This is a genomic window from Streptomyces sp. NPDC029122, assembly GCF_055569445.1.
In genome coordinates, this window is the sequence record NZ_JBVHWK010000016.1 from 89,226 (window position 1) to 112,099 (window position 22,874).

The window sequence follows — 22,874 nt, forward strand, 5'->3', positions numbered from 1 at the left end:
CACGCCGCTCGGCGGCGTGCCGATAGTTTCGGTCGGGTGACCGGGGGTTGGCGAGGGTTGCATACCGTTGCAACCCTGCATTCCTTACGGCTCGGAATTCGCCCGCCGCATGTGCCCGGGAAACACGCGCGTGCGGCACCGGGGCGGCTCCGGCAGTACGTCCTGTTCAGCACGGGGAGGTTCCGGTGGCCAACACCGCAGGCAGCACGGTCGACGTGGCGCGCATCTCGGCCATGGACGCGCGGGAGGCGACGCGCCTGCTCAAGGGGGTACGGGCCGCCGCGCTGGCCGGGGACCGGCCGCCGGCCGCCCCCCGCCCGGAGATCGCCGAGTCCTGGCGGCGGATGCTCGCGGGCGGTGTGCATCCCGACCGGGACGCCCGCTCGCGGATGCTGTCCGCGGCCGAGACCGAGGAGCGGCGGCAGGTCTCGCCGCTGCGGGAGATCCTCCCGGTGCTGCGCGAGGGGCTGCTGCCCGCCCTGGACGAGTCCCTGCACATCATGGTCGTCGCCGACGCGGACGGGCGGCTGCTGTGGCGGGAGGGACACCGGTCGATCCTGCGCAAGGCCGACCGGCTGGGCTTCGCGGTGGGGGCCGACTGGGACGAGGCCGTGGTCGGCACGAACGGGGTGGGCACGGCCCTGGTGACACGGCGCCCGGTCCAGGTGTTCTCGGCGGAGCACTTCGTCTCCAGCCACCACGACTGGACCTGCGCGGGGGCCCCCGTGCACGACCCGAGGGACGGGCGGCTGCTCGGCGTGGTCGACGTCAGCGGGCCGCTCGCCACCATGCACCCCGCGACCCTGGCCTGGGTGAGCTCCGTGGCCCGCCTCGCCGAGCGGGAACTGCGGGTGCGGCATCTGGAGTCCCTGGAGCGGCTGCGGGCGGTGGCGGCCCCGCTGCTGGCCCGGCTGCCCGGGCGGGCCGTGGCCGTGGACCCGCACGGCTGGACGGCGGCCGTGACCGGGCTGGTCCCCGCCGACCGGGTCGCCCTGCCGAAGGCGCTCGGCCCCGGACCGGTACGCGTCGCGCAGCTGGGCGACTGCGTCGCCGAGCCGCTGCCCGGCGGGTGGCTGCTGCGGCTGGCCGAGCCGCGCGGCGCCGCCGCGGCGGTGAGCCGGGTGGTGCTGGACCTGAGCCGGCCCCGGTCCTGGTCGGCGACGGTGTACGGGGCCGCCGGCAGCTGGTCCCAGGAGCTGAGCCCGCGCCACGCCGAGCTGCTGTTCCTGCTGGCGGAGGCGCCGCGGGGGCGTACGGCGGCGGAACTGGCCGCCGAACTGTTCGGGGACCCGACGCGGACGGTGACGGTCCGCGCCGAGCTGTCCCGGGTACGGCGGCACCTCGCCGGGGTCCTGACGCACCGGCCGTACCGCTTCGCGGAGGACGTGGAGGTGGAGCTGATCCGCCCGGCGGACCCGGGCCGGCTCCTGCCCCACTCCACCGCCCCGGCGGTCATCCGGGCCCGCGTGGGCCACGGCGCGGCGGCCGTGATTCCCTGAACGGCATGAGCACCATCACACTCACCACCTGGTCCCTCGAGATGACCTCGGCGTCGGACCTCGTCCCGGCGGCGGTACCGGGCCCGGAGATCACGATCATCCGCTCGGAGGTCCCGTCGCCCGAGTTCAGCCGGTTCCTCTACGCCTCGGTGGGCGGGGACATCCACTGGACGGACCGGCTGTCGCTGACCCGCGCGGAGTGGGTGGAGCAGCTGAACCGGCCTGGGGTGGAGACGTGGGTCGCGTACGACCGGGGCACCCCGGCCGGGTACGTGGAGCTGGACCCGCAGCCCGACGGTGTGGTCGAGATCATGTACTTCGGACTCCTGCCCGACTTCCGGGGCCGCCGCATCGGCGGACACCTGCTGGCCTTCGGCACGGCCCGCGCCTGGGACCTCGCGTCGCGCTGGCCGGACCGCGAGCCCACGCGGCGGGTCTGGGTGCACACGTGCAGCCTGGACGGCCCGACGGCGATGGCCAACTACCAGCGCCGCGGGTTCAAGGTCTTCCGGACGGAGACGGAACTGAAGGAAGCGACGCCTACGCCGGGGCCGTGGCCGGGAGCGTAGGCCCTGGCCGGGCGGTTCGGGGGCGGGGCGGTTGCCCTGTCGGGCGAGGTGCGGGTGGGGTGGCTTCGGGGTCGGATGGTTGCCCTGTGGGGCGGGGTTTCGGTGGGGTGGTTTCGGGTCGGGGTCGGTGCCGGGGTGGGGTGTCGTCCGGGGCGGGCTTCGATGTTCGGCGCCTGTTCCGGGTGTGAGTCGTACGGGGTACCGCGCGCCGAATTCATCTCGTTCTGGCCCCGGACGACACCCCACCCCGTCCCCGCCCCCTTGCGCAGCCAAAGCCGACTGGGTCGGCAACTTCAGCCTCGCCGGCGTGTGAGGCGCGGGGGCCGGGGCGCGGTCCCGGGGAACGGGTGAAGGGCGGGTGGGGGCTCCGCTCCGGCAGTGACCCCCGTCACGCCATCCCACGATCCGGGACGAGTTCGTCCGGATCGTGGACAGTAGTGGACTCCTCCAATCGCCACATGCCACGCTTCGGCCATGAATGGAGCTGGAATTGCCTTGGTGAGTCGGCGGCACGTCGACCTCGGCCGCATGTCCAGCGCCATCTGTCCGGCACGCTGACGGAACCAGCGACCGCCGCACATCGCCGCAGTCCCCGCCGCCGCGGACGCGTCGATCACCCGCAAGCCCCCTGAGGCCGAACACCGCCCCCTGCCCGCCGGCAACCCCGGCGCGCGGGCGGATATCGGCCGCACCTGCTCAGAGACTCCAGCGTGACAGGGGCGCGCCGCCGCTCCCCCCTGCCTCCACCTCGAGCCGTTGAAGAAGGACGTACCCGCCATGGCCGCCACCCCTGATACGCCCGCAGCCGCCCCCGCAGCCGCAGCGCGCCGCAAGACCGGCCGTCACCGCGGCGAGGGCCAGTGGGCCGTCGGACACCACACGCCCCTCAACGGCAACGAGCAGTTCAAGAAGGACGACGACGGTCTCAACGTGCGGACACGCATTGAGACGATCTACTCGAAGACGGGCTTCGACTCGATCGACCCCAACGACCTGCGCGGACGCATGCGCTGGTGGGGCCTGTACACCCAGCGCAAGCCCGGGATCGACGGCGGCAAGACCGCGATCCTGGAGCCCGAGGAGCTGGACGACAAGTACTTCATGCTGCGCGTCCGCATCGACGGCGGCCGGCTGACCACCGAGCAGCTCCGCGTCATCGGCGAGATCTCCGAGGAGTTCGCGCGCGGCACCGCGGACCTCACCGACCGCCAGAACGTGCAGTACCACTGGATCCGGATCGAGGACGTCCCGGAGATCTGGCGCCGCCTGGAGGCCGTCGGCCTCTCGACCACCGAGGCCTGCGGTGACACGCCCCGCGTCATCCTCGGTTCGCCCGTCGCCGGCATCGCCCAGGACGAGATCATCGACGGCACCCCCGCCATCGAGGAGATCTACCGCCGCATCGTCGGCAACCCGGACTTCTCCAACCTGCCCCGCAAGTTCAAGTCCGCGGTCTCCGGCTCGCCGCTGCTCGACGTGGCGCACGAGATCAACGACATCGCCTTCGTCGGCGTGAACCACCCCGAGCACGGTCCCGGCTTCGACGTCTGGGTCGGCGGCGGTCTGTCCACCAACCCCAAGCTGGGCGTCCGCCTGGGCACCTGGGTCTCGCTCGACGAGGTCCCGGACGTCTACGAGGGCGTCATCTCGATCTTCCGGGACTACGGCTACCGCCGTCTGCGCACCCGCGCCCGCCTGAAGTTCCTCGTCGCCGACTGGGGCCCGGCCAAGTTCCGCCAGGTCCTGGAGGACGAGTACCTGAAGCGGAAGCTGACCGACGGCCCCGCGCCCGAGCAGCCCTCCGGCCAGTGGCGTGACCACGTCGGCGTCCACCAGCAGCAGGACGGCAAGTTCTACGTCGGCTTCGCGCCCCGCGTCGGCCGCGTCGACGGCGCCACCCTGACCAAGATCGCGGACATCGCCGAGCAGCACGGCTCCGGCCGGCTGCGCACCACCGCCGAGCAGAAGATGATCGTCCTCGACATCGAGGCCGACCAGGTCGACTCGGTGGTCGCGGCCCTGGAGTCGCTGGACCTGCGGGTCAAGCCGTCCCCCTTCCGCCGCGGCACCATGGCTTGCACCGGCATCGAGTTCTGCAAGCTGGCCATCGTCGAGACGAAGGCGCGCGGCGCCTCGCTGATCGACGAGCTGGAGCGCCGCCTGCCGGACTTCGCCGAGCCGCTCACCATCAACATCAACGGCTGCCCGAACGCCTGCGCCCGTATCCAGGTGGCGGACATCGGTCTCAAGGGCCAGCTGGTCCTGGACGACGAGGGCAACCAGGTGGAGGGCTACCAGGTGCACCTGGGCGGCGCCCTCGGCCTCGAAGCCGGCTTCGGCCGCAAGGTCCGCGGCCTCAAGGTCACCTCGGCCGGTCTGCCCGACTACGTCGAGCGGGTCGTCAAGCGCTTCGCGGAGGAGCGCGAGGACGGCGAGCGCTTCGCCGCCTGGGTCGGCCGCGCCAGCGACGCGAGCCTCTCATGAGCGAGCGCGCCGCACCGTTCTACTGCCCGTACTGCGGCGACGAGGACCTGTTTCCCCACGAGACGGGTCACGGCGCCTGGGAATGCAGGGCCTGCAACCGAGCCTTCCAGCTGAAGTACCTCGGGCTGCTGGCCCGGGGCGTTCAGTCCAACACCGCTGGAGGGGACGAGATATGACCACCACTCAAGACGTCGGTCTCAAAGAGCTCGCCGAGCGGGCGGGCCGGGACCTGGAGGACGCTTCCGCCCTGGAGATCCTGCGGTGGGCGGTGGAGACGTTCGGGGAGAGGTTCTGCGTGACGTCCTCGATGGAGGACGCGGTCGTGGCGCATCTGGCGTCGCGGGTGCTGCCGGGTGTGGACGTGGTGTTCCTGGACACGGGCTACCACTTCGAGGAGACCATCGGGACGCGGGACGCGGTGGCGGCGGTGATGGACGTCAACGTCATCACGCTGACGCCTCGCCGGACGGTGGCGGAGCAGGACGCCGAGTACGGCCCGAGGCTGCACGACCGGGATCCGGACCTGTGCTGCGCGCTGCGCAAGGTCAAGCCCCTCGAAGAGGGTCTGACCGGGTATGACGCGTGGGCCACGGGTCTGCGCCGGGACGAGTCCCCGACCCGGGCGAACACGCCGGTGGTCGGCTGGGACGAGAAGCGGCGGAAGGTCAAGGTGTCGCCGATCGCCCGCTGGACGCAGGCGGACGTGGAGGCGTACGTGGCCGAGTACGGGGTGCTGACCAATCCGCTGCTGATGGACGGTTACGCCTCGGTGGGCTGCGCTCCCTGCACCCGGCGCGTGGCGGAGGGCGAGGACGTGCGGGCCGGCCGGTGGGCGGGGCTGGGCAAGACCGAGTGCGGGTTGCACGGCTGATGACGACGAGTGAAGAAGTGACGGAGACGGAGCGGATGAGCGTGAGCGACCAGGGCGCCACGGTGTGGCTGACCGGGCTGCCGAGCGCGGGCAAGACCACGATCGCCTACGCGCTGGCCGAGCGGCTGCGCGCCGATGGTCACCGGGTGGAGGTGCTCGACGGGGACGAGATCCGCGAGTTCCTCTCCGCGGGGCTGGGTTTCGGCCGGGAGGACCGGCACACCAACGTGCAGCGGATCGGGTTCGTCGCCGAGCTCCTGGCGAGCAACGGCGTCAAGGCGCTGGTGCCGGTGATCGCGCCGTTCGCGGACAGCCGTGACGCCGTCCGCGAGCGGCACGCGGCCGCCGGGACCACCTATCTGGAGGTCCATGTGGCCACTCCGGTCGAGGTGTGCTCCGAACGTGACGTGAAGGGCCTGTACGCCAAGCAGGCGGCGGGCGAGATCACCGGTCTGACCGGCGTCGACGACCCGTACGAGGCACCGCAGAAGCCGGACCTGCGGATCGAGTCGCACACGCAGACCGTGCAGGAGTCGGCTTCGGCCCTGCACGCACTGCTCACCGAGAGGGGTCTGGCATGACCACCGCCGCGCACCTGCACACCGATTCCGGTTCCGACGCGCCCTACGCGCTGTCGCACCTCGACGCCCTCGAGTCGGAGGCGGTGCACATCTTCCGTGAGGTGGCGGGGGAGTTCGAGAAGCCGGTGGTGCTGTTCTCCGGCGGCAAGGACTCCATCGTCATGCTGCACCTGGCGCTGAAGGCGTTCGCGCCCGCGCCGGTGCCGTTCGCGCTGCTGCACGTGGACACCGGGCACAACTTCCCCGAGGTCCTCGCCTACCGCGACCGTGCGGTGGCCCGGCACGGCCTGCGCCTGCACGTGGCCTCCGTCCAGGAGTACATCGACGCGGGCAGGCTCCGCGAGCGCCCCGACGGCGTCCGCAACCCGCTGCAGACCGTCCCGCTCACCGAGGCGATCCAGCAGCTGAAGTTCGACGCCGTCTTCGGCGGCGGCCGCCGCGACGAGGAGAAGGCCCGCGCCAAGGAACGCGTCTTCTCCCTGCGCGACGAGTTCTCCCAGTGGGACCCGCGCCGCCAGCGCCCCGAGCTGTGGCAGCTCTACAACGGCCGCCACGCCCCCGGTGAGCACGTCCGCGTCTTCCCGCTGTCCAACTGGACCGAGCTCGACGTGTGGCAGTACATCGCCCGCGAGGGCATCGAACTGCCGGAGATCTACTTCGCCCACGAGCGGGACGTCTTCCAGCGCAACGGCATGTGGCTCACCGCCGGCGAATGGGGCGGCCCCAAGGACACCGAACCCGTGGAGAAGCGCCTCGTGCGCTACCGCACGGTCGGCGACATGTCCTGCACCGGCGCCGTCGACTCCGACGCGACCACGCTCGACGCCGTGATCGCCGAGATCGCCGTGTCCCGGCTCACCGAGCGGGGAGCGACCCGCGCCGACGACAAGCTGTCCGAGGCCGCGATGGAAGACCGCAAGCGCGAAGGGTACTTCTAACCATGACGACCACCACCGAGCAGCTCAGCGCCACGACGCTGCTGCGCTTCGCCACCGCGGGTTCCGTCGACGACGGCAAGTCGACCCTGGTGGGCCGCCTGCTGCACGACTCCAAGTCGGTCCTGGAGGACCAGCTGGAGGCCGTGGAGCGGGTCTCCGCCGACCGGGGCCAGGACGCCCCGGACCTGGCGCTGCTCACCGACGGTCTGCGGGCCGAGCGGGAGCAGGGCATCACCATCGACGTGGCCTACCGCTACTTCGCCACCGCCCGCCGCCGGTTCATCCTGGCCGACACCCCCGGGCACGTGCAGTACACCCGGAACATGGTCACCGGCGCCTCCACCGCCGACCTCGCCGTGGTCCTCGTCGACGCCCGCAACGGCGTCATCGAGCAGACCCGCCGCCACGCCGCCGTCGCCGCGCTGCTGCGCGTCCCCCACGTCGTCCTCGCCGTCAACAAGATGGACCTCGTCGGCTACCAGGAGACGGTCTTCGCGAAGATCGCCGAGGAGTTCACCGCGTACGCCTCGGAGCTGGGCGTCCCGGAGATCACCGCCATCCCGATCTCGGCGCTGGCCGGCGACAACGTGGTGGAGCCCTCGGCGAACATGGACTGGTACGGCGGCCCGACGGTGCTGGAGCACCTGGAGACCGTCCCCGTCAGCCACGACCTCACGGCCTGCCCGGCGCGTTTCCCGGTGCAGTACGTGATCCGGCCGCAGACCGCCGAGCACCCCGACTACCGCGGCTACGCGGGCCAGATCGCCTCCGGCGTCCTGCGCGTCGGCGAGGCCGTCACCGTGCTGCCCTCCGGCCGCACCTCGGTCATCGAAGGCATCGACGTCCTCGGCGAGTCCGTGGACATCGCCTGGTCCCCGCAGTCGGTGACCCTGCGCCTCAAGGACGACATCGACATCTCGCGCGGTGACCTGATCGCGCCGTCCGCGAGCGCCCCCGCCACCACCCAGGACGTCGTCGCGACGGTCTGCCACGTGGCCGACCAGCCGCTGGCCGTGGGCGCCCGGGTGCTGCTCAAGCACACGACGCGCACGGTCAAGGCGATCGTCAAGGAGATCCCCTCCCGGCTGACCCTCGACGACCTGTCCCAGCACCCGGACCCGGGGCAGCTCGTGGCCAACGACATCGGCCGCGTCGTCGTCCGTACCGCCGAGCCGCTCGCGCTCGACGCGTACGCCGACTCGCGCCGCACCGGGTCCTTCCTGCTGATCGACCCGGCTGACGGAACGACCCTGGCGGCGGGCATGGCGGGCGAGGCCTTCGCCGCCAAGGCCGAGACCGTGCAGGCGGACGAAGAAGGGTGGGACTTCTAGATCATGCTCGGCGACATGTACTCCACCTTCGCGAAGGAGGGCGGCCGCGTGGGCAGCGGCGTCCTCGGCAGCGGCCAGGGAGGAGTGGCGCGATGTGTGCGATGACCGCACTGCCGTCGGCGTCCCGCCGTCGCGCCCTCACCCCGCACGATCCCTGCCTGCCCCTCCATCACAGACGAAGACATGCGCCGTAGTCCCCAGACGGCGCGTCGAGAGGACGTCCTCCCGTGCCTGCCACCGGTTCCACCCGTAAGACCCTGCGCCGCGGCGTCGCCGTCGCAGCGGCCCTGCCCCTCCTGATCGGCGCGCTCGCCTCCTGCGGCTACGGCTCGCAGGCCGAGAAGACGGACGCGAAGGCGTCCGGCGCCGCCGGCGGCGGCGGCCCGAAGCTCTCCGCCTCCGAGGTCCGCATCGGGTACTTCCCGAACCTGACGCACGCGACCGCCCTGGTCGGCCTCCAGGAAGGCCTGATCGAGAAGGAACTGAACGGCACCAAGGTCAAGCCGCAGGCCTTCAACGCCGGTCCGTCCGAGATCGAAGCCCTCAACGGCGGCTCTCTCGACATCGGTTTCATCGGCCCCTCGCCGGCCATCAACGGCTACGTGAAGTCCAAGGGGCAGAACCTGCGGATCATCTCCGGCTCCGCCTCGGGCGGCGTGAAGCTGGTCGTGAACCCGGACAGGATCAAGTCCCTGGACGACCTCAAGGGCAAGAGGATCGCCACCCCGCAGAAGGGGAACACACAGGACGTCGCGTTCCTCAACTGGATCGCGGAGAAGGGCTGGTCGGTCGACCCCGAGTCCGGCAAGGGCGACGTCTCCGTCGTCCGTACGGACAACAAGGTCACCCCGGACGCCTTCAAGCAGGGCTCCATCGACGGCGCCTGGGTGCCGGAGCCGACGGCTTCCAAGCTGGTCTCCGACGGGGGTTCCGTCCTCCTCGAGGAGACCTCCCTGTGGCCCGACAGGAAGTTCGTGATCACGAACGTCATCGTGTCGCAGAAGTTCCTCAAGGAGCACCCGGACGTGGTCGAGGCCGTGCTGAAGGGCACGGTGAAGACCAACGAGTGGATCAACGCCAACCCGGAGAAGGCGAAGGCCTCGGCCAACGCGAAGCTGGCGGAGGAGGGCGGCAAGCCGCTCGACGCCAAGGTCATCGACCCGGCGTGGCAGAGCATCGCGATCACCGACGACCCGCTGGCCACCACGCTGAAGACGGAGTCGGACTGGGCGGTCAAGGCCAAGCTCCTCGAGAAGCCCGACCTTTCCGGCATCTACGACCTGACGCTCCTGAACAAGGTCCTGAAGGCCGCCGGCAAGCCCGAGGTCTCCGACGCCGGTCTCGGCGCCAAGTAAATCCGTAGTCCAGCAACCCCAGGAGGTGACGACCATGGCCACCACTCTCGCCAAGGCTGCCGAGGGCGCGGTAGCGGAGCAGACGCACGCCACCCGCATCGAGCACGTCTCGAAGTCCTTCTCCGGCCCGGCCGGATCGCAGCTCGTCCTGGACGACATCAGTCTCGATGTCGCTCCCGGAGAGTTCGTCACCCTCCTGGGGGCCTCGGGGTGCGGAAAGTCCACCCTGCTGAACCTGGTCGCGGGTCTGGACAAGCCGTCCGCGGGGTCCATCGAGACCCTCGGACGCCCGGCCCTGATGTTCCAGGAGCACGCCCTCTTCCCCTGGCTCACCGCGGGCAAGAACATCGAACTGGCCCTGCGGCTGCGGGGAGTGGCCAAGGCCGACCGCAAGCCCGAGGCCGAGCGGCTGCTGGAGCTGGTCCGCCTCGGCGGCGCGTACGGCAAGCGCGTCCACGAACTCTCCGGCGGCATGCGCCAGCGCGTCGCCCTGGCCCGCGCCCTCGCCCAGGACAGCCGACTGCTGCTGATGGACGAGCCCTTCGCGGCCCTCGACGCCATCACCCGCGACGTCCTGCACGGCGAACTCACCCGCATCTGGGAGGAGACCGGCCTGTCGGTCCTCTTCGTCACCCACAACGTCCGCGAGGCCGTCCGCCTCGCCCAGCGCGTCGTCCTCCTCTCCTCCCGCCCCGGCCGGGTCGCGAAGGAGTGGACCGTCGACATCCCGCAGCCGCGCCGCATCGAGGACGCGGACGTCGCGGAGCTGTCCCTCGAGATCACCGAACACCTGCGTGGGGAGATCCGCCGCCATGGCCAGCACTGACACCACCCCGAAGGCCGGGGCCGTCCGGGGCACCCGCGACGACCTGGCCGGCCTGGAGGCCGGACTCGACGCCCTCGACGCGGTCCAGACCCACCGCACCCCGGTGCGCGAGGTCCTCACCAAGAAGGTCCTGCCGCCGGTCGTCGCCGTCGCCCTGGTGCTGCTGGTCTGGCAGGTCCTCGTCGCGGCGAAGGTCACCGAGGAGAGCAAACTCCCCGCCCTGTCCGCCGTCTGGGACAGCCTGTCCGACATGTGGCTCAAGGGCACGCTCCTCGACGTCATCTGGACCTCCGTCTCCCGCGGCCTGCTCGGCTTCCTCCTCGCGCTGGCCATCGGCACCCCGCTCGGTCTGCTGGTCGCCCGGGTGAAGTTCGTCCGCGCCGCGATCGGCCCGATCCTCCAGGGCCTGCAGTCCCTGCCGTCGGTGGCGTGGGTGCCCCCGGCGGTGCTCTGGTTCGGGCTCAACGACGCCATGATGTACACGGTGATCCTGCTCGGCGCGGTCCCGTCGATCGCCAACGGCCTGGTCTCCGGCATCGACCAGGTCCCGCCGCTGTTCCTGCGGGCCGGCCGCACCCTCGGCGCCACCGGCCTGCGCGGCGCCTGGCACGTGGTCATGCCGGCGGCCCTGCCGGGCTACGTCGCCGGTCTCAAGCAGGGCTGGGCCTTCTCCTGGCGCTCCCTGATGGCCGCCGAGATCATCGCCAGCTCCCCCGACCTGGGCCTGGGCCTCGGCCAGCTCCTGGAGAACGGCCGCAACAACATCGACCTGCCGGGCGTGTTCCTCGCGATCATCCTGATCCTGGTCGTCGGCATCGCCATCGACCTGCTGATCTTCAGCCCGGTCGAGCGGTGGGTGCTGCGCAGCCGCGGCCTGCTGGTCAAGAGCTGAGCCCCGGTCCCATGTCCCGCGCACTTCTGGTGATAGCCCACGGCAGCCGCGATCCGCGGCACGCGGCGGCCGTGCACGCCCTCGTCGGGCGGGCCCGGTCGCTGCGGCCGGGGCTCCGGGTGGAGACGGCCTTCCTCGACTTCAACGGGCCGACCGTCTCCCGCTCCCTGGCCTCCCTGTACCTGTCGGGGGTGCGGGAGGTCGTGGCCCTGCCGCTGCTGCTGACCCGCGCCTTCCACGCGAAGGCCGACGTCCCGGCGGTCCTGGCGGAGTCCGCCACGCGCCTGCCCGGCCTCTCGGTCCGGGTCGCTGACGTCCTGGGCCCGCACCCCCTCCTGGTGGCCTCCCTGGAGCGCCGCCTCGCCGAGGCCGGCCTCGGCCTCACCCCGGCGGACCGCGCGGCGACCGGCGTCGTCCTCGCGTCCGCCGGATCCACCGACCCGGAGGCGATCGCAGTGATCGCTGAAATCGCGCGGGAGTGGCGGCACACCGGTTGGTGCGCCGTGCGGCCTGCGTTCGCCTCCGCTGCCCTTCCCCGCACGGAGGACGCCGTACGCGCCCTGCGCGCGGAAGGCGTCCGCCGCGTGGCGGTCGCCCCGTACGTCATCGCCCCGGGTTTCCTCCCGGACCGCATCACGGCGGGCGCCGGGGCGGCGGGCGCGGACGTGGTCGCCGGTGTCCTGGGCGCCACCCCGGAACTGGCCCGCCTCCTGCTGCACCGCTACGACACGGCGGCCGGCCGCCGGACCCCTCTCGCGGCCCTCACCGCCTAGACGGCGCCCGCCCGGGTCCGCGTACGAGGGCCCGGGCAGCGGCCCGGTCAGCCGCGGGCGGCGGCCTCGTCGGCCAGGGAGGTCAGGTCGGCGATGGACATCGCGCCCGGCGGGAGGCCCTCGCGGGCGAAGATGTTCGCCGCCTGGCGCAGGACGTCGTTGACCGGGGTGGGCACCCCGTGGAGGCGGCCCAGCAGGGAGATCTCGCCGTTGAGGTAGTCGGCCTCGACCGAGCCGGTGCCCCGGGCCAGGCTCTGCCAGGAGGAGCCGCCGCGCACGCCCGCCGGCTGGTCGGCCTTGCCGTCGCGGGCGGCCGACTGTTCGGCGTCGGTGGCGTAGCCGATGCCCGCCGCGTCGAAGGCGGCCTTGCCCTCGCGGATCGCCCGCAGCAGCAGGGCCGCCTTGGCCGGGTCCGGCTCGGGGCCGGTGGTCGCCTGGATCGCGTTGCCCAGGTTCCCGAGCAGCTTCGCGTACTTCCAACGCATCACGTCCTCGACGACCGGCGCCTCGAAGCCCGCCCCGGCGAGGTCGGCGGCGACGGCCCCGATCCGCGCGTCCGATCCGCCGGCCGCCCTCCCGAGGTGCAGGATGCCGGTGAAGGGGGCGCAGAGGGCCGAGACGACGCCGGGCTCCAGGAAGGTCGCGGGCAGCCAGACGCAGACCCCGTAGACCCGGGAGAACCTGCGCAGCGCGAGCCGTTCGCTCTCGACGCCGTTCTGCGCGCACAGCAGCGGGAGCCGCTGCGCCGCGGTGCCGCCGCCGGCGACCTCCGCGTCGCCCCACGCGTCGAGTGCGGCGATCGCGTCCTGGGTCTTCACCGTCAGCAGCAGTACGTCGTCCGGGCGCAGTTCGCCCAGTTCCGCCGGGCCGGTGACCACGGGCAGCCGGTGGAGGCGGGTGCCGGCGGCGGTGGTGAGGCGCAGTCCGTCCTTCTTCAGCGCCTCGGCGTGCGCGCCGCGGGCGACGAGGACGACCTCCCGGCCCGATTCCGCGAGGCGTCCGCCGATGGTCGCGCCGACCGCGCCGGCGCCGATGATGATGTAACGCATGCCCAGAGCCTGGCACACCGGTCGCGCACGGCCGCGGTCGGGCCGTGACGGATCGCTCCGGCGGCTGGTCCCCGAGAGGGGCCGGTCGGCCGTCGCGCCTTCGGAGCGCGGGGTTTCAGGGGCGGGTCAGCTCCACGAGCTTGACGACGGTGTTCCAGTTGCGGGTGGTGACGTCCAGGCCCTTGACGACGGCGGGCCGGTGGAGGGCCTCGGCCAGTCTGGAGCGGCCGAGGCCCTCGGGCGCGTAGAGGTAGAGGACGCGGTCCCCCAGGCGGTACTCCTCGGGGAGGTACGCGGCGGCGTCGAGCGCGGCGAAGCGCTCCGGGCCGGGCTGCTCGGAGAAGAAGGTGACGTGGAGCTGTCTTCCCTCCAGTTCGGCGGCCGGGAAGGGGCAGGCTCCGGCGACGGCCGCCAGGTGGTCGCCGTCGACGACCAGGCAGGGCACCCGGAACCCGAAGTGGGCTTCGACGGCCGCTTCCAGGTCCCGGGCGAGGGCGGCGGGATCGGTCTGCGCGCTGCTGAAGACGGCGTTGCCGCTCTGCAGGTACGTGCGCACGTCGCCGTGGCCGAGGCCCTCCAGTACGGAGCGCAGCTCGGCCATCGGGACCTTCTTGTTCCCGCCGACGTTGATGCCGCGCAGGAGGGCGGCGTACTTCTTCGGGCTCGCTTTCTTCGTCATGGCCGAACCCTAGGGCGTGCCTGTGACAGCGCCGCCTCGATGAGGTCGGCGGCCTGCCGGGTGCCGCCCTCGCAGGCCATGCCGGCACGGACGGCCTCCGCGCGGACGGCGACTTCGGGGTCGGCGAGCAGGCCGAGGACGGCCTCGCGCAGGGTGGTGGCGTTCGCCTCCTCCATCGGGAGGTGCCGGGCCACGCCGAGGGCGGCCAGCATGTCGGCGTTGCCGAACTGGTCGACGGCCTGGGGCACGGCCACCATCGGGGTCGCGGTGGCGAGGCCTTCCTGGCTGCCGCCGGCACCCGCGTGGGTGATGAAGGCGTCGGCCTGGCGCAGGACGTCCAGCTGCGGAACCCAGCGGTGGACCTCGATGTTGGCGGGGATCTCCCCCAGTTCGGCCTCGTCGGTGAACTTGCCGATCTGCAGGACGACGTGCCAGTCGGGGAGGTCTCCGAAGGCCTCGACGCAGGAGCGGTAGAAGGCGGGCTGCTTCGTGAAGGTGGAGCCGAGGGAGACCAGGAGCACCTTCTTCCCCTCGGCGGGGGCGGGCCGTTCCCAAGTGCCCTGGGTGGCGCTGCGGTCGCCCTGGCAGGCGCCGACGAAGGTGTGGACGGACTCGTCGACCCGGTCGGCGTGCGGCTGGAGGGCGCGGGGGATCAGGACGATGCTGCGGGACGGGCGGCCGACGAAGTGGTCCGGGTCCGCGTCGATGCCGTTCCCGTCGAGCCAGGCCCGGAAGCGGGCGTAGTACGCCCGCCCGCGCTCGGAGGCGCGCAGTTCCGCGGTCATCGGGGCGGCGACCTCCTCCTCGTAGCCGGTCCAGGCGACGAGGTTCGGGGAGAGGGAGATCGCGGGGACGCCCCAGCGGCGGGCGAGGACGGGCGCCGGGTAGGCGGTGATGTCGTGGAGGACGAGGTCGGGTTCGTCGCCCTCGAAGGCGTCGGCGAGCTGCGGGAGCGCCTGGACGGCGTCGTTCAGGAAGGGTTCGATGTTGTCGATGAGTTCGGTGCCCCAGGCCTCGGGGTCGTCCTCGGTGGGCAGGGTGGACTTCCAGATCACCGGGGTGGCGCCGGTCTCCGCGACCTTGTCGGCGAAGGAGGCGGGGATGGCGTAGCTGACGCGGTGGCCCCTGGCGACGAGTTCCCGGATGACTTCGATGCTGGGGTTCACGTGCCCGGCGGCGGCGATGGAGAACATGGCGATGTGTGCGGGCTCGGCTGAGGTCATGCCGCGAGCTTAACGAGACGAGACGTCTCGTGCAATTGGATGACGGACCCGACGGTCACCCTGTCCGAAAATCGACCTGATGGCTCGTTCCGTCTCCCGCCGGGGGCTCGGGGCGCTGAATGCGAGACTGGGACGATCCACGGTGATCACGACGACCCGGCGAAGGACGAGACGAACGCATGGACGAGGCGCGGGCCAGGGACGTACTGGCGGAGGCGGGACTGACGGGCGCCGGGGCGGGCCGCCCGGAGCTGCTCGCCTTCGGCGAGAACGCCGTCTTCGCGGCCGGCGGCCTCGTGGTCAAGGTCGGCCGCGAGGCGGGACTGCTGGAGCGGGCCGAGCGGGAACTGGCGGTCGCGGGCTGGCTCGCCGACGCCGGGATCCCGGCGGTCCGGGCCGCTGAACCGAAGCCCCGGCTGGTGGGCGGACACCCGCTGACCCTGTGGCACCGGCTCCCGGAACCGGTCCGCCCGGCGGGTCCCGAGGACCTCGCGGCCCTGCTGCGGCCGCTGCACGCGCTGCCCGCGCCCTCCTTCGCCCTGCCCGCGCGGGACCTGCTGGGCGGGGTCGAGCGGTGGCTCCGGCTGGCCGGCGCGGCCGTCGGCCCCGAGGACGCGGCGTACCTGCGCGCCCGGCGCGACGCCTACGCGGGCGAGGTCGCCGCACTCGCCCCGCACCTGCCGCCCGGCCCCATCCACGGCGACGCCCTGCCCCGCAACGTCCACGTGGGCCCGGACGGGCCGGTCCTGGTGGACCTGGAGACCGTCTCCGCGGACCTGCGGGAACACGACCTGGTGGTGATGGCCCTGTCCCGCGACCGCTACGGGCTGCCCGCCTCCTCCTACGAGGCCTTCACGGCCGCGTACGGATGGGACGTACGGGACTGGGAGGGCTGCGCCGTCCTGCGCGGCGCCCGCGAGACGGCGAGCTGCGCCTGGGTCGCCCAGCACGCGCCGTCCAACCCCAAGGCCCTGAGCGAGTTCCGCCGCCGGGTGGCCTCCCTGCGCGACGGCGACACGGAAGCCCGCTGGCACGCCTTCTGACCCGCCCGGAGCACGGCCCCGGCACGCCGAAGGCCGCCACGGGACGGTCCCGGAGTGCCGGAAGCCCCGCTGTCCGCGCCCCCGCCGGCGAGCCCCTCGGGTGCGTACCCCGCCGGGAGAGCGGCGGCGCCCGGCCCTGGAACCGGGGCCTCCCCGGCAGACACCGGCCCGCGCCGGGACGCAGGAAAGCAGACACGGGACAATGGCACGCGTGCCCGACCGAACGAAGCTGCACCTCACCGCCCACCACGCCCGCCACGGAACGGGGACCGTCAAGGTGGTCCGCCCGGCCGTGCCTCCGCGGCACGCCGGACTCCTCGACGACAGCTGGTACCTGAACGCGTACGTCGACCGGGACGCCGCCGTGCTCATGGCGGGGCTGTGGACCCTCGCCGCCTCCTCACCGCGCACGCTGGTCCACCTGCCCCTGCGCGACGGCCCCTCGCCGACGGGCTCGAGGCGGCTGGACCTGGTCCTGGCGCACCACTCGCTCCAGTGGGCGCCCTCGCGCTGGAAGGAGCTGCGCGGCCGGCTGGGTCCCGGCCGCCCGCAGACCGTGGAGGTGCCGCTCCGGGAGCCGGCCGAGCTGCACCACGCCGCCGTGCACCGCGCGGAGAACCTCGACCGCTTCCACCAGAGCGTCCACGCCGAGACCCTCTTCATGACGGGCAGCGCCCCGGTGTTCCGTCAGGCGGCCGACGTCTTCCACGAGGTGGCCCGCCACGGCCCCGGGCACACCGCCGCCTTCCCCGGCCACCGCCACGGGCACTACTGCCGCAGCGTGCACTGCGACCCCCGCTTCCGGGACATCCACGTCGAGTACCGCGACGCCCCGACCCGGTGAGGCTCAGGCCGGGACCGGGCCCCGCAGCGGCCATGCCGTGTCGATCACCGCGTCCGGGCTGCCCTGGCGGCGCAGGTAGGACTGGAAGTCGCGGGCCCAGCGGGCGTGCCAGCCGCCCTGCCGGTCGTGCAGCTCGGCCGGGCTGAGCGCGGCCACCTGCGGGTGGCGGGCGGCTATCGCCCGGGCCACCTGTACCGCCGCCAGCGCGTCGGCCCCCGCGTCGTGCGCGGCGTCGAGGGTGATCCCGTACACCCCGCACACGGCCTCCAGCGTCCGCTTGCCGCGCCGGAAGCGGTCCACGGCCCGGTCTATCGTCAGCGGGTCGACCACCGGGCCGGTCTCGGCTCCGCCCAGCCGGTCGGCGAGCGAGGGCAGCCCGTGCCGGGCCAGCTCCGCCGAGAGCAGGGTCAGGTCGAAGGCAGCGTTGTACGCGACGACCACGGCTCCGCCGCGCCAGTGCTCCACCAGTGCCGCCGCCACCTCCTCGGCGACCTCCCGCACCGGGCGGCCCTCGGCGACGGCCCGCTCCGTACTGATCCCGTGGATGGCAGCCGCCTGCTCCGGGATCGGTATCCCCGGATCCGCGAGCCAGCCGCGCCTGGCGTGCACCTCACCGCCCCGCACCTCGACCACCGCGGCCGTCACGATCCGGGACTCCCCCGGTTCCGTGCCGGTCGTCTCCAGGTCGAACCCGACCAGCGCTCCCCCGTGCCACGCCTCCATGACGCGCCCCTCCCCCGTGTTTCAGGTCAACGCGTTTCAGCCTGCCACGCGGCACTGACACCGGGCCGGGCCACCCCCCAGGACCGCCCCGCACCGGGCCTGGCACGGCCGGCCCGGGAGCCGGACGGAAGCCGGATCGGGAACGGGGGGAGCGGGCCGGCGGGGCCGCCCGGGTCAGGACACCGGCCGCGAGTCCTCCCACACCGACTCGAACTCCTCGCGGTACGTCTGGAACAGCCCGTGGTCGGCGTCCTTCGGCACCCCCCTGCCGCCCCCGCGCAGCACCAGCACCGGCGCCTCCATCCCCCGGGCCCGCCGCAGGTACGACTGGACCACCGCGATCCCCGAGGACTGGCCCTCCACCAGGTAGGCCGTGAAGCGCGGGGTCTCGTCGAAGACGTGGATGTCGAAGCGCGACGGGTCCTTCAGCCCCGCCCGCACCCTGCGCACGTGCAGGATGTTCATCTCCACCGACCGGCTCAGCTCGCCCTTGCGCAGCCCCAGCTCGCGCTCGCGCCGCTTGACCGCGCTGCTCGCCGGGTTCAGGAACAGCAGCCGCACCCGGCAGCCGGCCTCCGAGAGCCGCACCAGCCGGCGGCCCGAGAAGTTCTGCACCAGCAGGTTGAGGCCTATGCCGATGGCGTCGAGCCGCCGCGCGCCCCCGAAGAGGTCCTCCGCCGGGAGCTGCCGCTGGAGCCGCACCCGGTCGGGGTGGACCGAGATGACGTCCGCGTACCGGTCCCCGACCAGGTCCTCGACGGCGTCGATCGGCAGCCGGTCCGCCGAGGGGCTGCCCGAGCCGGCGCCCAGCACCTCCAGCAGCCGCGCCGAGGCGCGTTCCGCCTGCTCCAGCACCGCCCGCGACAGCGCCCGGTTGCGGGAGACCACGTTGCGGGTGACCTCCAGCTCGTCGAGGGCCAGCTCGATCTCGCGCCGGTCGTCGAAGTACGGCTCGAAGCAGGGCCAGTGCTGGACCATCAGCTCGCGCAGCTGCGGCAGGGTCAGGAAGCTCAGCACGTTGTCGTCGGCCGGGTCCAGGAGGTAGCCCTTGCGCCTGCTGACCTCGCGCACGGCCACGGCCCGCTGCACCCATTCCTGCCCGGCGGGCCCCGCTGCGGCGACCACCCAGTCGTCCCCGCCGTGCACCGGCTCGTAGACGGGCCGCAGCACGGCACCGACCACCGAGCGCAGCCGCTGTTCGATGAGGTTCAGCCAGATGTACGCACGGCCCGCGCGCTGGGCCCGCGTACGGACCTCGCTCCACGCGTCCGCGCCCCAGTCGAGCTCGGCCCCGGCCCGCGCGTCCCCGGCCTCCTGCGGGGCCAGCGACACCGCCGCCCCGGCCGCCGCCGCGCCCGGCACACCGGTGGACGCGCCGCCCGCCGCGTCCACCGGGCCACCCTCGTGACCGCTGTCACCAGGGGGCAGCTCCAGACCTCCCGAGCTCACCCGTGCACCGCCTTCTGCGTCTGGACGCCCGTCTCCAGTGATCACGGAAGGGTACTCCGCGCACGCGGCCCGACGCAGCCCGAAGCCGTCCCCCGTGACCTCAGGTCCCCTGGTCCGGCCGTCCGTTGACCCATTATGTGATGCCCGGACAGTCGGTTGACCCGCCTATCAGCTCTCCGGTTCACCCATCGGCAGCATTCCAAGTCCACGCGTGGGGAGCCTCTTTCGGGGAAGATCTGGCAGAGGCGTGATGCGCGCCGGATCGAGCCGGACCAGGACGGGAAGAGTCGTTAGCCATGCAAGTCTGGCCGGGACAGGCGTATCCGCTGGGCGCCACGTACGACGGCGCGGGCACCAACTTCGCGGTGTACTCCGAGGTCGCCCGCCGCATCGAGCTGTGCCTGCTGCACGACGACGGCTCGGAGACCGCCGTCGAGCTGCGCGAGACGGACGCCTTCGTCCGTCACGCCTACCTGCCGGGGATCATGCCCGGCCAGCGGTACGGGTTCCGCGTGCACGGGCCGTACGAACCCGAGCGCGGGAACCGCTGCAACGCGGCGAAGCTGCTGCTGGACCCGTACGCGCGGGCCATCAGCGGGCAGGTGTCCTGGGGCGAGGAGGTCTACGGCTACCACTTCGGCCGGCCCGACTCCCGCAACGACCTGGATTCGGCGCCGCACACGATGAGTTCGGTGGTGGTGAACCCGTACTTCGACTGGGCCAACGACCGGCCGCCGCGTCACGAGTACCACCACACCGTGCTGTACGAGGCGCACGTGAAGGGCCTGACCATGCGTCACCCGGATCTGCCCGAGGAGCTGCGGGGCACCTACGGGGCGCTGGCGCACCCGGCGGTGATCGGGCACCTGGCGAAGCTGGGGGTGACGGCGCTGGAGCTGATGCCCGTGCACCAGTTCGTCAACGACCACCGCCTGGTGAACGACGGGCTGAGCAACTACTGGGGCTACAACACGATCGGCTTCTTCGCCCCGCACAACGGCTACGCCTCCGGGGACCGGGGCCAGCAGGTGCTGGAGTTCAAGTCGGCGGTACGGGCGCTGCACGAGGCCGGGATCGAGGTGATCCTGGACGTGGTCTACAACCACACCGCCGAGGGCAACCACCTGGGTCCGACGCTGTCCTTCCGCGGCCTGGACAACGCCTCGTACTACCGGCTCGCGGACGACCCCCGGCACTACACGGACACCACGGGGACCGGGAACTCGCTGCTCATGCGCTCCCCCCACGTGCTCCAGCTGATCATGGACTCGCTGCGGTACTGGGTGACCGAGATGCACGTGGACGGCTTCCGCTTCGACCTCGCGGCCACGCTGGCCCGGCAGTTCCACGAGGTGGACCGGCTGTCCTCGTTCTTCGACCTGGTGCAGCAGGACCCGGTGGTCAGCCAGGTGAAGCTGATCGCGGAGCCCTGGGACCTGGGCGAGGGCGGCTACCAGGTGGGGAACTTCCCGCCCCTGTGGACCGAGTGGAACGGCAAGTACCGGGACACGGTACGGGACTTGTGGCGCGGGCAGCCGCGCACCCTCGCGGAGTTCGCGGGGCGGCTGACGGGCTCCTCCGACCTCTACCAGGACGACGGGCGCCGGCCGCTGGCCTCCATCAACTTCACCACCTGCCACGACGGTTTCACCCTGCGGGACCTGGTCTCGTACAACGAGAAGCACAACGAGGCCAACCGGGAGGGCAACCGGGACGGCGAGACGCACAACCGGTCCTGGAACTGCGGGGTCGAGGGGCCCATCGAGGACAAGGAGGTCCAGGAGCTGCGCGAGCGGCAGATGCGCAACTTCACGGCCACCCTGATGCTGTCGCAGGGCGTGCCGATGCTCAGCCACGGAGACGAGTTCGGCCGCTCCCAGGAGGGCAACAACAACGCCTACTGCCAGGACAACGAGCTGTCCTGGGTGACCTGGCCCGAGCCCGGCAAACCACCGCCCGCCCTGCTGGAGTTCACCCGCCGCATGGTCTGGCTGCGGCGCGACCACCCGGTGTTCCGGCGGCGCCGGTTCTTCCACGGCCGGCCGGTGGAGGGCACGCACGACGAACTCTCCGACATCGCCTGGTTCACCCCGCACGGCGAGGAGATGCGGGCGCGGGACTGGCAGGCGCAGCACGCGCGGGCGCTGACCGTGTTCCTCAACGGGGAGGCGATCTCCGAGCCCGGCACGCGGGGGGAGCGGATCACCGACGACTCGTTCCTGCTGATGTTCAACGCGGGCGCCGAACCGCAGGACTTCACCGTCCCCGCCGGGCACGGCGCGCACTGGCGGCTGGTCGTGGACACGGCGCGGGCGGAAGTGCCGCCACCCGGCACCGGGCCGCAGTACGCGGCCGGGGACCGGGTGGCCCTGACGGGGCGGTGCCTGGTGGTGCTTCAGCGGCCGGCGTAGCCGGCGGCGGTGCCTCCGGGTGAGGGGGTGCGCCGGGCCGCGGCGAGGGCCGCCGCGGGGGGCCGGTCGGACGGCACCCGGGTCACGAGGGCGATGACCAGGCACAGGGCGGCCGCGCCCACCGCCACGGCGAACGCCCCGGCGGGCCCGTACGACTCGGCGAGCCGCCCGGAGACGGCCAGCGCCGCGGCCTGCCCGGCCACCAGGGAGCTCGCGGCGAAGGCCATCGACTCGGCGAGCCGGGCGGGCTCCACGACGCGCTCGGTGAGCGCGAACGCGGTGATCAGGTGCGGGGCGTAGGCGGCCCCGAGGACGGTGACGACCGCGTACAGCGGCCAGAGGGTCTCGGTGAACAGCAGCGGCACCGAGAGGAGCAGCGCGGCGCCGGTCGCCACCCGCCAGCGCAGCCTCAGCCCGAAGCGGGCGGGCAGCGCACCGAGCGCGAGGCCGACGGCGGCGCTGACCACGCCCATGGCGGCGTACACCAGCCCGGCCTGGCCCGGGACGCCCAGCGCGGCGGTGAGCGAGGCGATGCCCGCCTGGCAGGCGCCGAACATGGCGCCCTGGAGGGCGAGGGAGCCGCGTACGGCGTGCACCACGCGGGGCGGGCGGGCCGGTCGGGCGCCGCCGGTGCGCCGCGGTGCGGGAGTGCCCGCCGTGACGGCGGCGGTCGGGTGCAGGGCGTACGCGGTGCCGAAGACGACCACGAGCGCGGCGGCGCCGCCGAGGGCGACGGCGGGGTGCGCGACGAGCGCGGCGAGGCCCACGAGGGCCGGGCCGAGTACGAAGGAGACCTCGTCGAGGGTGCCCTCCAGCGAGTGCACGGCGCCGACCACCTTCTCGTCGGCGCGGGCGCGGTGCGCGAGCGCGACGGAGCGGGTGCGGGCGAGCGGCCCGATCAGCGGTACGGAGGCCCCGGTGACGGCGCCGATCGCGGCGAGGGGGGCGGTCGCGAGCCCGCCGAGGGCGCCGGCGACGAGCGCGGCGGTGGCGAGGGCGTTGACGGCGGCGGCGGTCAGGACGACGGGCCGCTGCCCGTGGCGGTCGGCGAGCCGGCCGAGGACGGGCCCGCAGACCACCTGGCCCGCCGAGAGGGTGCCGCCGACGATTCCGGCGGTGGTGAGCGAGCCGCTGGTCCCTGCGACCAGCAGGACGCTCCCGAACTGGGACATCGCGACGGGCAGTCGGGCGAAGAAGGAGACGAGCGGGAGCAGGGGCCCGGTCAGGGCGATGACGTGTCTATAGGTACTGACGGTTCCAACCACTTGATCGACACTAACGCGCTGGAGTCACCCGGATGCATTGGGTCATGGCACGGAATCGCCCGGGCTGGG

The 22,874-nt window shown here is 72.9% G+C and carries 21 protein-coding genes and 1 pseudogene; 16 read left to right on the forward strand and 6 right to left on the reverse strand.

Going from position 1 to position 22,874, the window contains the following annotated elements; all coding sequences use genetic code 11:
- Positions 1-233: 233 nt before the first annotated feature.
- The 13 genes from ACZ4WZ_RS19715 (at position 234) to ACZ4WZ_RS19775 (ending at position 12,119) form a co-directional block, all read left to right on the forward strand.
- Entirely contained in the window at positions 234-1,499 is a 1,266-nt protein-coding gene (locus tag ACZ4WZ_RS19715; RefSeq protein ID WP_467892099.1) for a GAF domain-containing protein, read from the forward strand.
- Between the two features lie 5 nt (positions 1,500-1,504).
- The gene (locus tag ACZ4WZ_RS19720) at positions 1,505-2,068 is read left to right on the forward strand and encodes a GNAT family N-acetyltransferase (RefSeq protein WP_467891962.1); all 564 of its coding nucleotides are present in this window, start codon (positions 1,505-1,507) and stop codon (positions 2,066-2,068) included.
- 474 nt (positions 2,069-2,542) lie between these two features.
- Positions 2,543-2,626: a putative leader peptide gene (locus ACZ4WZ_RS19725; protein ID WP_312847410.1), complete on the forward strand. Its 84-nt coding sequence runs from the start codon at positions 2,543-2,545 to the stop codon at positions 2,624-2,626.
- A 219-nt stretch (positions 2,627-2,845) separates the two neighbouring features.
- Complete coding sequence (locus ACZ4WZ_RS19730; RefSeq protein WP_467891965.1) at positions 2,846-4,552, forward strand: nitrite/sulfite reductase; 1,707 nt, start codon at positions 2,846-2,848, stop codon at positions 4,550-4,552.
- On the forward strand, positions 4,549-4,728 hold the full coding sequence (locus tag ACZ4WZ_RS19735; protein ID WP_125815005.1) for a hypothetical protein: 180 nt from the start codon (positions 4,549-4,551) through the stop codon (positions 4,726-4,728). Before ACZ4WZ_RS19730 ends, ACZ4WZ_RS19735 begins: the two co-directional genes overlap by 4 nt.
- Positions 4,725-5,423 carry a phosphoadenylyl-sulfate reductase gene (locus ACZ4WZ_RS19740; RefSeq protein WP_467891967.1) on the forward strand — a complete coding sequence of 233 codons (699 nt, stop codon included), beginning with the start codon at positions 4,725-4,727 and terminating at the stop codon, positions 5,421-5,423. Before ACZ4WZ_RS19735 ends, ACZ4WZ_RS19740 begins: the two co-directional genes overlap by 4 nt.
- On the forward strand, positions 5,423-6,004 hold the full coding sequence (gene cysC, locus ACZ4WZ_RS19745; protein ID WP_467891969.1) for an adenylyl-sulfate kinase: 582 nt from the start codon (positions 5,423-5,425) through the stop codon (positions 6,002-6,004). The genes ACZ4WZ_RS19740 and cysC overlap by 1 nt, the downstream gene beginning before the upstream one ends.
- Positions 6,001-6,942, forward strand: a complete 942-nt coding sequence (cysD, locus tag ACZ4WZ_RS19750; RefSeq protein ID WP_467891971.1) for a sulfate adenylyltransferase subunit CysD — start codon at positions 6,001-6,003, stop codon at positions 6,940-6,942. Before cysC ends, cysD begins: the two co-directional genes overlap by 4 nt.
- Before the next feature lie 2 nt (positions 6,943-6,944).
- Complete coding sequence (locus tag ACZ4WZ_RS19755) at positions 6,945-8,273, forward strand: sulfate adenylyltransferase subunit 1 (RefSeq protein ID WP_467891973.1); 1,329 nt, start codon at positions 6,945-6,947, stop codon at positions 8,271-8,273.
- Positions 8,274-8,500: 227 nt separating this feature from the next.
- A complete protein-coding gene (locus tag ACZ4WZ_RS19760; protein ID WP_467891975.1) occupies positions 8,501-9,628 on the forward strand; it encodes an aliphatic sulfonate ABC transporter substrate-binding protein in 1,128 nt (375 codons plus the stop codon).
- 34 nt (positions 9,629-9,662) lie between these two features.
- Positions 9,663-10,454, forward strand: a complete 792-nt coding sequence (locus ACZ4WZ_RS19765) for an ABC transporter ATP-binding protein (protein WP_388938643.1) — start codon at positions 9,663-9,665, stop codon at positions 10,452-10,454.
- Positions 10,441-11,346 carry an ABC transporter permease gene (locus tag ACZ4WZ_RS19770; protein ID WP_467891977.1) on the forward strand — a complete coding sequence of 302 codons (906 nt, stop codon included), beginning with the start codon at positions 10,441-10,443 and terminating at the stop codon, positions 11,344-11,346. The genes ACZ4WZ_RS19765 and ACZ4WZ_RS19770 overlap by 14 nt, the downstream gene beginning before the upstream one ends.
- An 11-nt stretch (positions 11,347-11,357) precedes the next feature.
- Complete coding sequence (locus ACZ4WZ_RS19775) at positions 11,358-12,119, forward strand: sirohydrochlorin chelatase (protein ID WP_467891979.1); 762 nt, start codon at positions 11,358-11,360, stop codon at positions 12,117-12,119.
- A 47-nt stretch (positions 12,120-12,166) separates the two neighbouring features.
- Here ACZ4WZ_RS19775 and ACZ4WZ_RS19780 read toward each other — a convergent pair whose 3' ends face one another.
- The 3 genes and pseudogenes from ACZ4WZ_RS19780 to mgt all read right to left on the reverse strand — a co-directional run bounded on the left by ACZ4WZ_RS19780 (position 12,167) and on the right by mgt (position 15,111).
- A complete protein-coding gene (locus ACZ4WZ_RS19780) occupies positions 12,167-13,168 on the reverse strand; it encodes a ketopantoate reductase family protein (protein WP_467891981.1) in 1,002 nt (333 codons plus the stop codon).
- 115 nt (positions 13,169-13,283) lie between these two features.
- Positions 13,284-13,847, reverse strand: coding sequence for a DUF1697 domain-containing protein (locus tag ACZ4WZ_RS19785; protein ID WP_467891983.1), 564 nt, complete (start codon positions 13,845-13,847; stop codon positions 13,284-13,286).
- A pseudogene (mgt, locus tag ACZ4WZ_RS19790) lies at positions 13,844-15,111 on the reverse strand (macrolide-inactivating glycosyltransferase). Before mgt ends, ACZ4WZ_RS19785 begins: the two are co-directional and overlap by 4 nt.
- A gap of 138 nt (positions 15,112-15,249) precedes the next feature.
- Here mgt and ACZ4WZ_RS19795 point away from each other — a divergent pair.
- The gene (locus ACZ4WZ_RS19795; protein ID WP_467891984.1) at positions 15,250-16,113 is read left to right on the forward strand and encodes a phosphotransferase enzyme family protein; all 864 of its coding nucleotides are present in this window, start codon (positions 15,250-15,252) and stop codon (positions 16,111-16,113) included.
- 202 nt (positions 16,114-16,315) lie between these two features.
- Complete coding sequence (locus ACZ4WZ_RS19800; protein WP_467891986.1) at positions 16,316-16,957, forward strand: hypothetical protein; 642 nt, start codon at positions 16,316-16,318, stop codon at positions 16,955-16,957.
- Between the two features lie 3 nt (positions 16,958-16,960).
- On the opposite strand, the gene ACZ4WZ_RS19805 is transcribed toward ACZ4WZ_RS19800, so the two are convergent.
- The gene (locus ACZ4WZ_RS19805) at positions 16,961-17,680 is read right to left on the reverse strand and encodes an exonuclease domain-containing protein (RefSeq protein WP_467891988.1); all 720 of its coding nucleotides are present in this window, start codon (positions 17,678-17,680) and stop codon (positions 16,961-16,963) included.
- A 174-nt stretch (positions 17,681-17,854) separates the two neighbouring features.
- Positions 17,855-19,129: an SAV2148 family HEPN domain-containing protein gene (locus ACZ4WZ_RS19810; RefSeq protein WP_467891989.1), complete on the reverse strand. Its 1,275-nt coding sequence runs from the start codon at positions 19,127-19,129 to the stop codon at positions 17,855-17,857.
- A 296-nt stretch (positions 19,130-19,425) separates the two neighbouring features.
- On the opposite strand from ACZ4WZ_RS19810, the gene glgX reads away from it, so the two are divergent.
- Positions 19,426-21,540, forward strand: a complete 2,115-nt coding sequence (gene glgX / locus ACZ4WZ_RS19815; RefSeq protein WP_467891992.1) for a glycogen debranching protein GlgX — start codon at positions 19,426-19,428, stop codon at positions 21,538-21,540.
- Here the strand turns inward: glgX and ACZ4WZ_RS19820 are convergent.
- Positions 21,525-22,805, reverse strand: coding sequence for an MFS transporter (locus tag ACZ4WZ_RS19820; protein WP_467891994.1), 1,281 nt, complete (start codon positions 22,803-22,805; stop codon positions 21,525-21,527). The two genes, glgX and ACZ4WZ_RS19820, sit on opposite strands and share 16 nt — an antisense overlap.
- Positions 22,806-22,874: the final 69 nt, after the last annotated feature.